Annotated in this window: 10 protein-coding genes; 3 read left to right on the top strand and 7 right to left on the bottom strand. The window is 58.2% G+C overall.

The window, feature by feature from the left end; translation table 11 throughout:
- Nucleotides 1-242: 242 nt before the first annotated feature.
- Nucleotides 243-5,108: a dermonecrotic toxin domain-containing protein gene (locus IB252_RS29625; RefSeq protein ID WP_192411126.1), complete on the top strand. Its 4,866-nt coding sequence runs from the start codon at nt 243-245 to the stop codon at nt 5,106-5,108.
- A 30-nt stretch (nt 5,109-5,138) separates the two neighbouring features.
- On the opposite strand, the gene argR is transcribed toward IB252_RS29625, so the two are convergent.
- The 7 genes from argR to acs all read right to left on the bottom strand — a co-directional run bounded on the left by argR (nt 5,139) and on the right by acs (nt 13,174).
- Entirely contained in the window at nt 5,139-6,119 is a 981-nt protein-coding gene (argR, locus tag IB252_RS29620; RefSeq protein WP_008154322.1) for a transcriptional regulator ArgR, read from the bottom strand.
- A 245-nt stretch (nt 6,120-6,364) separates the two neighbouring features.
- The gene (locus tag IB252_RS29615; protein WP_111451532.1) at nt 6,365-7,129 is read right to left on the bottom strand and encodes an ABC transporter ATP-binding protein; all 765 of its coding nucleotides are present in this window, start codon (nt 7,127-7,129) and stop codon (nt 6,365-6,367) included.
- 27 nt (nt 7,130-7,156) lie between these two features.
- Nucleotides 7,157-8,269 carry a M14 family metallopeptidase gene (locus tag IB252_RS29610; protein WP_192411125.1) on the bottom strand — a complete coding sequence of 371 codons (1,113 nt, stop codon included), beginning with the start codon at nt 8,267-8,269 and terminating at the stop codon, nt 7,157-7,159.
- A gap of 1 nt (nt 8,270) precedes the next feature.
- The gene (locus IB252_RS29605; protein ID WP_111451530.1) at nt 8,271-8,969 is read right to left on the bottom strand and encodes an ABC transporter permease; all 699 of its coding nucleotides are present in this window, start codon (nt 8,967-8,969) and stop codon (nt 8,271-8,273) included.
- A complete protein-coding gene (locus IB252_RS29600; RefSeq protein WP_111451529.1) occupies nt 8,966-9,655 on the bottom strand; it encodes an ABC transporter permease in 690 nt (229 codons plus the stop codon). Before IB252_RS29600 ends, IB252_RS29605 begins: the two co-directional genes overlap by 4 nt.
- Nucleotides 9,656-9,746: 91 nt before the next feature.
- Nucleotides 9,747-10,520: an ABC transporter substrate-binding protein gene (locus IB252_RS29595; protein ID WP_192411124.1), complete on the bottom strand. Its 774-nt coding sequence runs from the start codon at nt 10,518-10,520 to the stop codon at nt 9,747-9,749.
- A gap of 698 nt (nt 10,521-11,218) precedes the next feature.
- Nucleotides 11,219-13,174, bottom strand: coding sequence for an acetate--CoA ligase (gene acs / locus IB252_RS29590; RefSeq protein ID WP_192411123.1), 1,956 nt, complete (start codon nt 13,172-13,174; stop codon nt 11,219-11,221).
- A 502-nt stretch (nt 13,175-13,676) separates the two neighbouring features.
- On the opposite strand from acs, the gene IB252_RS29585 reads away from it, so the two are divergent.
- Together IB252_RS29585 and IB252_RS29580 are read left to right on the top strand one after the other, a co-directional pair.
- Nucleotides 13,677-13,940: a DUF2790 domain-containing protein gene (locus tag IB252_RS29585; protein WP_059404905.1), complete on the top strand. Its 264-nt coding sequence runs from the start codon at nt 13,677-13,679 to the stop codon at nt 13,938-13,940.
- Between the two features lie 188 nt (nt 13,941-14,128).
- Nucleotides 14,129-14,404 (top strand): hypothetical protein, encoded by a 276-nt coding sequence (locus IB252_RS29580; protein ID WP_192411122.1) that lies wholly within the window; start codon nt 14,129-14,131, stop codon nt 14,402-14,404.
- Nucleotide 14,405 lies beyond the last annotated feature (1 nt).

Raw genomic sequence — 14,405 nt, 5'->3', positions numbered from 1 at the left:
GGGGGGATTGTAAGGACAGTTTTCAGCCCGGCCTTGCCGCCAAGCGACAACTTCTTATAGCGCAAACCCCGGTTTCAGCCGGGTTTACGGCAATGCGACATATAGCGTCGCAAAGGCGCAGTTTAAACTGCCGGCACAGGTTATAGGCAGGGTTGTCGAGCGGTGCGGTAAATATGTACCGCACGGAACCGATCATCGTCTGTTTTGCTGGCGGCTCATTCAAAACGCTAAGGGAATAGCGCATGAGCCGATACGAGAATGATCGTCCTTCCACTACAGGAGGCAGCGAATCCGCTACGCAACCGGACGATCACTACCATCACCTGTTCAACAATCTGCCAGCCTGGGTATTAGAGGCATCGTCCAGTACACACAGCGCCCTCAAGAACGCCACGCCTATGACGCAGGACTGGCATGGCACCGCAACACCGCTGCAGCACCAGTCGCTGAAAAAGCTCAGTCAGGAACACTGGACCCATCGAAATCGTCTGGACTCAATGCTGTCGAACCTGCAAAGCGCACAAGCCTTTGCCGAACCGCTGCTGAGCGACGCCCTGAAAACCCGGTTTGACCTGGATCTGGACGTCAAAACCACCTTCCTGCGCCTGTACATCCCTCAAACCGTGCCGCTTTTCGGAATCAAGACTGGCGCGGCGCGCACCTGGACCGTGTCGATGCTCGACGCCGCCCTGCATAACTTCCAGGAATCGGAAACTGCGGCAGGGGCTTACGAGCAGGCCTCGACGTTCATCACCCAACCTTCGCCCACAGGGCAGTTCGATACGCTGCCGGCGATCAAGCAAAAGCTCTCTATCCCGGTCTTTACCCGCTTGTGCCGGGAACTGGATATCGGCGCCCGGTACACCGCTTACCTCAAAGACAATCTGGGGCTGTCGAACCAGGTAGCCGGTGCGGTGTTGAAATCGAAGGTGATCGGCTCGCACAAAACAGCACTCAAATCTGCACTGCAGATGGCGCAAATTCGAAAGGACATTCCAGCGGATGCCCATCTCTCGATCCTGCGCATTCTGGAAGGGCGTTCGGGTGCTCGACTGGGTGGGCAACCGCTGTATGGTCACGACCTGACAATGATGTCCTCCTCGCTGACCGGCATTGTCATTTTCGCGGCGAGCCTGGAGCGCGCACGCACGGCAACACGGATCATTGCCTACATTCCCGATGATCCAGAGCATCCTCTCAAGGAATACCCGAACACGTTGGCGTTCATGGCAGAGTTGACCCGCAAACTGCGCTCGCCCGCTTATCAAACGTTTTTCAGTCGATTCGTCGACCACAAGGAAAGAGGACACTTTTTCGCGGACATCAACCGTCGCCTCCAGAGCGTGACCTGGCATCAACACCGATATGGCGACCCACTGCCGAGCTGGCGCGAAACGCCCATCGACAAGCCTGATTTGCGGTTTTCGGCGATCCCGTTCAGAGCGGACCTGTGGAACCATCTCTATCAGCGACAACTGAACAAGATCCTCAACGATGCAAGCACGCTTGCCATCGCCACCGCCACTGCCGACAGCAACGCGCGATGGGCATTGTGGGACGCCTTCAGCAAAGTGGCCTCGACAATCCTTGAAATCGCGACGTTCGTTGCCTTGCCTTTCGTCCCGTTTCTCGGCGAATTGATGCTCGCCTACATGGCCTACCAGTTACTCGACGAAACCTTCGAAGGCATCGTGGACCTGGCTGAAGGGCTGAAAAAAGAAGCGCTCGGACATCTGGTGACGTTCGTCGAAACGGTGGTTCAGGTGGGGACATTTGCAGTGGGCGGCGCCATCGCTGCCCGGACCCTCAGCCCTCTGCTCTCTCGTGAAGCTATTGCGCTTGTCGACCCACTCAAACCCGTCACAACGCCCGAAGGAAAAACCCGCTACTGGAAGCCGGATCTCAAGCCTTACGAACAAGCACTCAATTTGCCCGAAGGAGTAAAACCCGATCATCTCGGCCTCTATCAAAACGAGGGCAAGACGCTGCTGCCACTGGAGGGAAAACTGTATGCCGTGAAGCCCGACCGCATGTCCGGCACGTTTCAGGTTGAGCATCCAAACCGAACCGATGCCTATCAACCGTCTCTGCTGCATAACAACCACGGCGCCTGGCATACAGAACTGGAGCAACCCCTGAACTGGGACCGGGAAAAGGTCATGTGCCGCCTCGGCCATAGCGTCGAGTCGTTCACCAACCCCGAGCGCGAACAGATCCTGCGGGTCAGCGGTTACCACGACGACGTCATGCGCGAAATGCATGTCGAACATTACCGTCCGCCTTCGCTGCTGACAGACACGATCAAGCGCTTCAGGATCAACCGGGACATCGAAACCTTTATCGAACAGATCGGCAGCGACCAACCCGAGCGCTATCGCAAGGCCGATGTAACCCTGCAACATCAACTGCTGAGCAGCTACGACTCGTGGCCCGGCGACGCGCCAATGCCTGCACCGCAAAACCAAACGCAAGCCTTCAGAAAACAAACGGCCGAACTCGCCCGAAAGCACCACCAATCGCTGTTCGAGACCCGCTACCGCGCACAGGAAAAAACCGATGATCGGCACGTTCAGCGATTGCTCGACGATGTGAGGGGTTTGCCGACCGATGTCGCGCAAGAGTTGGTGAGCAATGCAACCGGGACCGAGTTACGCCTACTGCACAACGGTCGCACGCCCCCACGGCTGAAGGAGGCAGCTCTGAAAGCCATGGAGGCCGTACGCGCAACCCGAGCTTGCGAAGGCCTTTATTCCGACGTTCTGGACAACACCGACACCCACCGACTGGCCTTGCAAAGCCTGAATTCGCTGCCCGGTTTTTCCGCCGAACTGCGGATTGAAGTGAGGGATTACACCTATAACGGACTTGTGCGCGACAGCATTGGCCTGGCCGATGCACCGATCCTGAAAACGCTGGTGCGCGCCGAAGACGGTACCTATCAGGTTTATCAAGACAGCGAATCGGTGCCCGGTGATTTTTATCAGGGACTTTTTCAGGCATTGCCGCAAGCGCAGCGCAATGCGTTGAGCCCATCAATCACAAATGCCCAGGCACTCAAACTACGCATCGCCGAACACGCATTAAACCAACCGGCACTTCGCAAGCTGTTCGCAAAAAATCCCAATCGAAAACCGTTCTATGATCCGACGACCCTGCGCTTGCCTGGCGGCTCAGATGGATATCGGCGTATCCCCTCCCCGACGCCATCGCTCAACGAGCGTGTTCGCGAGGTTTACCCCAGCCTTTCCGAGGAGGAACTCCGGTCTGTCGTTCATCAGTTACAAACGCATCCCGATGGCGCTCGCGTAGAGCTCTCACGCCTGGCCCGCGAGCTCTCGCGACTGCATCAGGAATTGAACACCTGGATAAATGACTCGCCCACTGTCCACCCGCAAACCCGAGCCCCCCTGAGCGAACTGGAACGACAGGCCGCTCAACACAATCGCAGGCTGCTGGCCCAGGAAATCCAGCGCAGCTGGCGTCGACAATCAGAACGGGACCTCGATGGCCCGAATGACACGCCGCGCTATGCGCTCAGATTCGCCGAGCCGATTCTTGGTGATCTACCCACGCTGACGGCCGATTTCTCCCACGTGTCGTCGCTAACCCTTGAAGGCAGTCGTGCTGTGCAGGGTGTCCCCGAGTTTCTTCAGCGCTTCACCAACTTGCGCCGCCTCGATTTAACACGCTTTTCCCTGACCGCTCTCCCCGAGGCCATTCCTCAGATGGCTAACCTTGATGCACTGGTGTTAAGCGACTGCGCAATCAGGTTCGATGCAGCCAACTGGGCGAAACTGTCTTCATTGAACAAACTGGTCAAGCTGGATCTGTACCAGAACCCGTTCACTATGGTGCCCAGTGTCGAATCCATGCCCGAGCTTGTTTACCTGGACCTGAACCGCACCGGCCTGACCGGCATTCCCGACAGCGTAGTTCGCCACTCCAAACTTGATACCGCCAAGCTGCTACACAACAGGATCAGTGAACTGCCTGCGCAATTGTTCGAAAGCCCGGTGTACACCAAACGCGCAATACACCTGACGCACAATCCGCTTTCGGATAACGCCCGACAACTGATCAAGCATCACTACTTCAGCAGCTCATACGATTTGGGCGTCTATGCCCCAGAGGCGGACATCAACCGAGTCAGGGCGCTGTACCCGAACCTGGAGGTCGAACAGGCGAGCGAGTTTGTCTATGAATTGGCCGGCACTCTGGCTGACGGTCGGATCGAGCTGACACACCTTGAAGCAGAGTTGGCTCAACTGAGCAACGACCTGGCGGTATGGACTTCCGACCTTCCGGCCCGGCACCCTTTGACGGGTGAACCGTTCACCGCTCAACAACAGCTTGTCGAACACATGAACCGCGACCAGTTCAAACAGACGCTGGAGCAGTGCTGGCGGCATGAGAGCGAACTGGATGATTTCAATGAGGCGTTGGAGCCCACCTATGAACTCTTTTTCGAGTCCGACATCAACGGCGAGCTGCCGACCCTGAACGCCGACTTCAGTCATGTGACATCGCTGGAGTTGCGCAGCGTCGACGGAGTGACCCGCATCGGGCATTTTCTGGAGTCGTTCACCCACCTCAAAAGCCTGCGACTGCGCGACTGTAATCTGGGCAACATTCCCGATGCTGTGTTCAAGATGGGTCGACTGCGGTCGCTGTCACTTCCGCAGTGCCGCGTCAGACTGTCAGCGGAATCGGCAAGTGCGCTGGCGGGTATGGAGCAGCTCGATTATCTCGATCTTGCCCACAACCCTCTGGGGCAAACGCCAGACCTGAGCCAGATGACGGAGCTCGTTACCGTACTGCTGAATGACACCGGCATCACCGAAATCCCGCCCGGCCTGCTGCAAATGACAGAGTTGGACTGGGCCGACCTCAGTGGCAACGCCATTACTGAAATCCCCAGCGACGTAATGGAACTGCCGACGGAAGTCGCTGAAAACATCAGTTTTCGAGGTAATCGGTTTTCCGAGGAGAGCCTGCTACGGCTGATCGGTTACTTCGAACGGACGGGCATAGACTTTGGCGTGGAAGAGGTGATCAATCGAGGAGAGATGGAGGTCTCGACGTCGGAAGGCTCCGAAACAGAGGAGTAAACCAGCCTCGGCAGGTGACGCGTTGCCCGGTCACCCACGCTCCGAGGGCACCGACGACAATTCGAACGGGCTGCTGCTACGCCGCTGGTTGCGATCTTCCCGCGGCGTGGCACCGAAGAAGTTGCGGTAGGCGCTGGAGAAATGCGGCCCCGAGGAGAAGCCACACGACAGACCGATCTGGATGATCGACTTGCTGGTTTGCATCAACATCTGCCGGGCCTTGTTCAGGCGCAGTTCCAGGTAGTACTGGCTCGGCACGCGGTTGAGGTATTGCTTGAAGATCCGCTCCAGCTGCCGACGGGACACGCACACATGCTGGGCGATTTCGTCAGTGGTCAACGGCTCTTCGATGTTGGCTTCCATCAGCAACACCGCTTGGGTGAGCTTCGGATGGCTGGAGCCGAGACGATTCTGCAGGGGGATGCGCTGGCGCTCGCCACCCTCGCGGATGCGCTCGACCACCAACTCTTCGGATACCGCACCGGCCAGTTCGGCGCCGTGGTCGCGGGCCAGCACGGCCAACAGCAAGTCGAGTACCGACATGCCGCCGCACGCCGTCAGGCGATCGCGATCCCAGTCAAACAGATGACTGGTGGCGATGACTTTCGGGAAGCGTTCGGTGAAATCGTCCTGCCAGCGCCAATGCACGGCAGCGCGGTAACCGTCGAGCAAACCCAGTTGCGCCAATGGGTAAACACCGGCCGACAAACCACCGATCACGCAGCCAGCACGCACCAGTTGTTTCAGCGCACTGCTGAGCGCCGGCGCGAGTGTGGTCGGCGGCTCATCGGCGAGCAGGAACAGTTTCTGGAAGTTTTCCAGCTTGCCGGCCCACGGTTCACCCGGCAATTGCCAGGCACCTTCGGTCGGCGGTTCGGCCTGCAAAAACGACAGTTCGTAGACAACGTCCGGATGCACACGCTGGGCAACACGCAAGGCCTCCTCAGCCAGCGCAAGCGTCAGTGCTTTAGTGCTGGGCCAAATCAGGAAACCAATTCGATGGGCAGTCATGGCGGGCAATCCGAAACAAAGAACAGAATGAAGGCATGGGCCAAGGCTAGCCTGTAAATGAACACAAATCTTGAAACCGATGGAGATCAAATTGTGGGAGCTGGCCTGCCAGCGATAGCGGTGTGTCTGTGCCAGAGATGCAAACTGACCCACCGCTATCGCTGGCAGGCCAGCTCCCACAGGGATCGGGGCCGGCCTCTAAATCGCGAAGCATGCACTATCCCGGTGCGCAACGGCAGTCCTGATTATTTCAAGCTGCCGGATAAAAATTGTTGCAGACGTTCGGACTGTGGATTGACCAGCACCTCACGCGGGTTGCCGCTTTCTTCGACAACACCTTTGTGCAGGAACACCAGCTGGTTCGACACTTCACGGGCGAAGCCCATTTCGTGCGTCACCACCACCATGGTCCGGCCTTCCAGTGCCAGGGCCTGCATGACTTTCAGCACGTCGCCCACCAGCTCCGGGTCGAGCGCCGACGTCGGTTCGTCGAACAGCATGACCTCAGGTTCCATCGCCAACGCACGGGCAATCGCCACACGCTGCTGCTCGCCGCCGGACATGTGGCCCGGGTAAGCGTCTTTACGATGGGCCACACCGACCTTGTTCAGGTAGTGCTCGGCCTTTTCACGGGCTTCGGCCTTGGACATGCCAAGCACGTGGACCGGCGCTTCCATGATGTTTTCCATCGCGGTCATGTGCGACCACAGGTTGAAATGCTGGAACACCATCGACAGGCGCGAACGCATGCGTTGCAGCTGTTTCGGGTCGGCGGCTTTCAGCGCGCCTTCCTTGTTGGCGACCAGTTTCAGCTCTTCGTTGTTGAGCAGAATCTTGCCCGCGTGCGGTTGCTCGAGCAGGTTGATGCAGCGCAGGAAAGTACTTTTGCCGGAGCCACTGGAGCCGATGATGCTGATCACATCGCCAGCCGCCGCTTTCAGGGACACGCCCTTGAGCACTTCGTGACTGCCATAGCGTTTATGCAGGTCTTGGACTTCAAGTTTGTACATGCGGTCGGTTCTCACAAAAACAGTCAGTCAGTCGTTGAGCAAGCGCCCGTGACGCAGCGCTTCGCGCCCCGCCACCTTGGCCAGCCAGAAACCGGGTTGGGCATAACGCAGCCGTTCAATGGCAAACAGCACCCCGGACGTACCAGCACACACCGTGCTGACCCGATCCGATAACGGATCGATCACTTCGAAAATCTCATCGCCGGCTTCAATCCATTCACCGGGTTTACGCAAGAAACTGATCACGCCAGGGTGTGGCGCAAACAGTAATTCGGTGCCTTCGAACGGCATGCCTTCGCAAGCATCTTGCGCAGGTTTTGGCCATTCGCCGCTGATCAAGCCTTGTTCGGCGAGGAACGCCAGAATGCCTTCGGCGTAAGCCTCCGCCTCTGGGCGACCGGTATCAGATTGGCCGCCCAACTCGATGGTCGTCGCCAGGCAGGCCAGGGGAATCTGCGCATCCGGAAACAGACGCGACAGACGCAACCACGGCAGCGAACAGGCTTCGTCAAACGAACTGCCACCAGAATCTTCCGCCAGCAGCCCCACCTTTACGTTCAGGTGCGCGGCCAACGAACGCCATTGCGGCCAGTGTTGCGGCAAGGCGTACATGTGCAGCGCCGCTTCAGCATCGCAATGCAGATCCAGCACCACGTCAGCGGTGCAGGCATGGCTGAGCAAAATGCGCTGCATGCCTTGCAACTGACTGGCGGCGGGCGGCAATGCGGCGAGCACATCGCTCATGGTCTGACGGATCAGCTGAATATTGGCGTGCGGATCATCACCCAAGTGCCCGTCCAGCTCGGCGGCCACTGGCGCGCTCAGCTCGACGAAATCCCGGTTGAAGTTCTTGCCGCTGCCCGCCTCGAAACGCCCTTGATGATTGCCCTGAAGCAGTTGGCCGAGGCCCAGTGGATTGGCCACCGGCACCAGTTCGATCACACCGTTGAGCAAGCCTTGGGCTTCGAGTTCGGTCAGGCGCTTTTTCAGCTCCCAAGCCGTACGCATGCCCGGCAATTCATCGGCGTGCAGGCTGGCCTGGATGTAGGCCTTGCGCTCGCCAGAGCCGAAGCGGAACACCGAAATCTGGCGTTCGCTGCCCAAGTGGCTCCACGGCAATGAATGATCGATGCGTTCCATATCAGTGCTTCCGCGGGGCCAGATAGCCCAGCCAGCGGCGCTCGGCCAGTTTGAACATCCGCACCAGAATGAACGTCAGGCACAGGTAGAACACGCCGGCGGTGATGTAGGCTTCGAACGGCAGGTAGAACTGAGCGTTGACTGTGCGCGCGGCACCGGTGATGTCGATCAGGGTCACGATGGACGCCAGACTGGTGGTTTGCAGCATCATGATCACTTCGTTGCTGTACTGCGGCAGTGCCCGGCGCAGGGCCGATGGCAGCAGGATGCGCTTGTACAGTTTGAAGCGCGACATGCCCATGGCCTTGGCCGCTTCGATCTCGCCGTTCGGCGTAGCACGCAGGCTGCCGGCGATGATTTCAGCGGTGTAGGCGCTGGTGTTGATCGCGAAGGCCAGGCACGCACAGAACGTCGCGCTGGACAGCCACGGCCAGAGGAAGCTTTCACGAACCGCTTCGAACTGCGCCAGACCGTAGTAGATCAAAAACAGCTGCACCAGCATCGGCGTGCCGCGAATCACGTAGGTGTAGAGCCAGGCCGACATGTTGACGGCTGCGTTCTTGGAGACGCGCATCAAGCCCAGCGGCAATGCGCACAGCAGGCCGAAAAACAGCGACAGCGCGAGCAATTTGAGGGTGGTCACCAGGCCGCCGAAGTACAGCGGCAGGGCCTCCCAAATGACGTTGTAGTCGAAGATCATAGATCAGCCGCCCTTACGCCTACCGAGTAGCGCTTCTCAAGGTGACGCAATGCGAGCAACGAGACGCTGGTGATCACCAGGTACATTGCCGCCACTGCGAGGAAGAAGGTGAAAGGCTCGCGGGTGGCATCTGCCGCCTGCTTGGCCTTGAACATCATGTCTTGCAGACCCACCACCGAAATCAGCGCGGTGGCCTTGGTCAGGACCAGCCAGTTATTGGTGAAACCCGGAATCGCCAGGCGAATCATCTGTGGCACCAACACGCGGAAGAACACCTGAAAACTGCTCATGCCGTACGCCATGCCGGCTTCTGCCTGACCTTTCGGGATCGCCATGAAGGCACCACGGAAGGTTTCCGACAGGTACGCACCGAAGATGAAGCCCAGGGTGCCGATACCGGCGGCCAACGGGTTCAGGTCGATGTACTCGTCAAAACCGAGCATCGGCGCGACGCGGTTGAGCAGGTCCTGACCGCCGTAGAAAATCAGCAGGATCAGCACCAGGTCGGGAATCCCGCGGATCACCGTGGAATACAGGTCGCCCAGCCAGGCCAGCCAGCGAATCGGGGACAGACGCAGCGCAACGCCGATCAGACCCAGAACAATGGCCAAGACCATGGACGACAAGGCGAGCTGAAGCGTCAGCCATGCGCCATCGAGGATGACAGCCCCGTAGCCTTTCAACATGATTCAGGTCCTCGAAAAGGGGGATGAAAAAATGGCGCAAACCTCAGAGATCCTGTTGCTTGCGCCATTTCGGACTTGTCGCCGGGGCGTATTACTTGCCGTAGATATCGAAGGCGAAGTACTTGTCCTGGATTTGCTTGTACTTGCCGTTCTCACGAATGGCGGTGATCGCGGTGTTGATCTTGTCTTTCAGCGCGTCACCCTTGCGAACGGCGATACCTACGCCGTCGCCGAAGTATTTGACGTCGGTGAACGCCGGGCCAACGAAGGCGAAACCTTTGCCAGCGTCGGTTTTCAGGAAACCGTCATCCAGCAGCGTCGCGTCTGCCACGGTGCCGTCGAGGCGGCCAGCAGCCACGTCGAGGTAGATTTCGTTTTGCGAACCGTAAGGCTTGATTTCGGCACCCAGCGGGGCCAGCACTTCACGGGCGAAACGCTCGTGGATCGAACCACGTTGCACGCCGATGTTCTTGCCCTTGAGCTCAGCCAGGCTGTCGCTGACTGGAGTGCCGGCCTTCATGACCAGGCGAGCCGGGGTGTTGTAGTACTTGTTGGTGAAGTCCACGGACTTCTTGCGGTCTTCAGTGATCGACATGGACGACAGGATCGCGTCGATCTTGCGCACTTTGAGTGCCGGGATCAGACCGTCGAACTCTTGCTCGACCCACACGCACTTGACCTTCATCTCTTCGCACAGCGCATTGCCGATGTCGTAGTCGAAACCAACGATGCCGCCGTCCGGCGCTTTGGAAGCGAACGGAGGGTAAGCCGCTTCGATACCAATTTTCAGAGGCTTTTCATCGGCGAAAGTCGGCAGGGACAGCACGGACAGTGCCAGGGCGCCAAGCAGCACGAGTTTCTTCATCTTGGGACTCCATCGGTAAAGGGCTAAAACGGCAGAGTGAGCGATAGCCCAATATGCGAATGAGTGGAACCGCAAAGCGGTGCTGCGTCGTACGAATCGCGCGCTTTTTTCAACGCGAGCAACAACGAGCGAGTGATCGGCATTCTAACGACAGGCCCGAAGCCGATATTTCTTCAATGCGACAACTAATTACAGAAGCACCGAGAAAGCCGCCTGGGCACGTTGACAGCCTTGCAAATTCATGCAAGAGCAAAAGACAGTGAACCGATCTATGCTGCAAATTGCGGGCCTATTATTGGCAAACCCTTCTAATCCGGCAAGCGCAGCGTTGTGTCTTATTTTTTATGGGTGATTGAGGGGACCTGAAACCGGGCTTTGCGTTTCCCAATGCCCCGTTGCCGGGCGGAAGGTTACACATTTAGTTACTTGAAGGCTGCAGGTAACAATGGGAAATCGCCTACAGACGAAGCCGATAATTATTGGCCGTTGTTGATGGGGTGCCTGACAGATCGCCATCGCGAGCAGGCTCACTCCCACATTCAATCCGGGTCGGTCACAAATTCAGTGTTCACTGAAGATCAACTGTGGGAGCGAGCCTGCTCGCGATGAGGCCCGCACTGCTAACACAAAAACCCAGGCAGTAAAAAGCCCCGCCAGGCGCAATGCCGGGCGGGGCTTTGGTGACTCAGGAACCGCGCTTACGCGACGTTCATGATCTTGTGCTCATCAATCAAATGCTGCACCACACCCGGATCGGCCAGGGTGGAGATATCCCCCAACCCATCGTATTCGGCCGTAGCAATCTTGCGCAGAATGCGGCGCATGATCTTGCCCGAGCGAGTCTTCGGCAGCCCCGGCGCCCACTGGATAACATCCGGCGAGGCAATCGGACCAATCTCCTTGCGCACCCAGTTTTTCAGCTCCAGGCGCAACTGCTCGCTCGGCTCTTCGCCAGCGATCAGGGTGACATAGACATAAATGCCCTGTCCTTTGATGTCGTGCGGCACACCGACCACGGCTGCTTCGGCGACTTTCGGGTGGGCGACCATCGCGCTTTCAATCTCGGCGGTGCCCATGCGGTGGCCGGAGACGTTGAGCACGTCATCCACGCGACCGGTAATCCAGTAGTAACCGTCTTCGTCACGACGCGCACCGTCACCGGTGAAGTACATGCCGCGGAACGTCTTGAAGTAGGTATCGACGAAGCGGTCATGGTCGCCATACAGCGTGCGCGCCTGACCTGGCCACGAATCGAGAATCACCAGGTTGCCCTCGGCCACGCCTTCGATGATGTTGCCCAGGTTGTCTACCAGGGCCGGCACCACACCGAAGAACGGACGTGCCGCAGAACCCGGCTTGAGTGCGTGCGCACCCGGCAGCGGGCTCATCATGTTGCCGCCCGTTTCGGTCTGCCACCAGGTGTCGACGATCGGGCAACGGGATTGGCCGACGTTCTTGTAGTACCAGTCCCACGCTTCCGGGTTGATCGGCTCACCGACCGAACCCAACAGACGCAGGCTGCTGCCATCAGCGCCTTCAACGGCGGCCTTGCCCGACGCCATCATCGCGCGGATGGCGGTAGGCGCGGTGTAAAGGATGTTAACCTTGTGCTTGTCGACGATTTTCGCCACCCGGGTGATGTCCGGGTAGTTCGGCACACCTTCGAACAGCAGCGTGGTCGCGCCATTGGCCAGCGGGCCGTAGACGATGTAACTGTGGCCGGTGACCCAACCGACGTCGGCGGTGCACCAGTAGACTTCGCCCGGACGGTAGTCGAACACGCGCTCGTGAGTCATCGCCGCGTACAACAGATAGCCGGCGGTGGTGTGCTGCACGCCCTTCGGCTTGCCGGTCGAGCCGGAGGTATAAAGGATGAACAGCGCTTCTTCCGCACCCATCTCTTTCGGTGCGCAGACACTGCCCGCCACTTTCATCAGGTCTTCGTACCAGATGTCGCGATGCTGGTTCCACTTGATGTTGCCACCGGTGCGCTTGCACACGATGACTTTCTGAATGCTGCTGGTTTCCGGGTTGGTCAGCGCGTCGTCGACGTTGGTCTTGAGCGGGATCTTCTTGCCGGCACGAACACCTTCGTCGGCGGTGATCACCACTTTGGATTTGCAGTCGATGATCCGGCCCGCCAGGGCTTCCGGGGAGAAACCACCGAACACCACCGAGTGAATCGCGCCGATCCGGGTACACGCCAGCATGGCGACCACGGCTTCGGGGATCATCGGCATATAGATAGTCACCACGTCGCCGCGGTGCACATCCTGGCCGCGCAAGGCGTTGGCGAACTTGCAGACTTGTTCGTGCAGCTCGCGGTAGGTGATGTTGCGGCTTTCGGCAGGGTCATCCCCTTCCCAAATGATCGCGATTTGATCGCCGCGCTCGGCCAGATGACGGTCGAGGCAGTTGTAGGAAACGTTCAAGGTGCCGTCGGCGAACCATTTGATGTCGACATGGTGATCGTCGAAGGAAGTCTGTTTCACCGTGGTGAAAGGCTTGATCCAGTCGAGGCGCTTGGCTTGCTCGCGCCAGAAGCCGTCCGGGTTAACGACGGACTGCTGGTACATGGCCTTGTAGGTCGCCTCGTCAGTCAGCGTGTTGGCCAAAACCTCGGGACGAACGGGATACAGAGAAGCCGCACTCATCTTTGTTACCTCGGTGGAATAGTTGTTTTTGTATGACCCAGTTGTAGCCGGGCCGGGCCTATAGAACCATTCGACGATGGTAGTAACAAGCCCCTACAAAATGTGGCTATACCCCGACGACGCGCTCAAGAGCGGTGATTTCAGGGGCTTGATCGTTCCCACGCTCTGCGTGGAAATGCAGCCCGTGACGCTCCGCGTCACTGGACGCGGAGCGTCCCTTGAGGCATTCCCACGCTGGAGCGTGGGAACGATCATGGCTTCATCAGCGAGCCAAAGGTCGCTTTTCGGGGATTGTTACAGGATCTGCCAATAGTGTTTATCAAAAGCACGCCTATATGAATGTAAACCCTACGCCTAAAATCAGCCTCGCCAACCCGGCAACGTGATTAACCAAGTTGCAGCCCCCACGAAGGCAGTTAATCCAAAACCTAGTACTTAAGTTCTACACGCAACCCCAAAAAGGTTGCGTGACCCCATTCGCCCTCTAAAAGGTAAATCTGAAATGAAAGCTTTATTAGTTCTGGCCCTCAGCAGCCTGTGCGCAACCGCCATGGCAGACGAGGCCCCGACTGATGTCGCACAGCAGCAACCCGCCGTTGAGGAATACACTTACTCCACTCACCTGGACATCGCCAAAGTTATCTCCATGAGCGAAATCCCGAACGTCTGCGAAGTTGTTCCGGCGAAAATGGAATACGACGACTCCAAAGGCCAACGCCACATTCTTCGTTACAGCGTCATGGGCAACGGCTGCTCTAACGGCTGATCACCCGCCCTCACCTTCCCAAGGTTCGACCCACCCGCCCGCTATTAAGGCAGATGAAGCGCCGAACCTTATATATCGATATATACAATTAATTTAAGCGTCTATTTGCGCTTTTTAATCAAATTAACTGGCGTAGCATGAATTCCATACCCAAGGCACAAAACGCCAACGAACCTGGAGCCACTACCATGAAAACCAAACTGATCCTCGCCCTGACCCTCTCTGTCCTGGCCGCTAACACCTTCGCCGCTGACGGCTACGACCGTACCGGCTCGGCAACTTTCACTACCGAAGCGGCTGTCGCTTCTGATGGTTACGACCATACCGGCTCGGCGTCTTTCGCCTCCGATGGCTCCGATCACACGGGCGCTGCCAAACTCGCTGCTGACGGCTTCGATCACACCGGTGCAGCCAAGGTGGCAGCTGATGGTTCCGACCACGTGGGTGCAGCCCGCCTCAGCTGAT

This window comes from Pseudomonas sp. PDM10, assembly GCF_014852295.1.
In the GTDB taxonomy this organism is placed as follows: domain Bacteria; phylum Pseudomonadota; class Gammaproteobacteria; order Pseudomonadales; family Pseudomonadaceae; genus Aquipseudomonas.
This window is presented reverse-complemented; position numbering and strand designations above follow the sequence as displayed.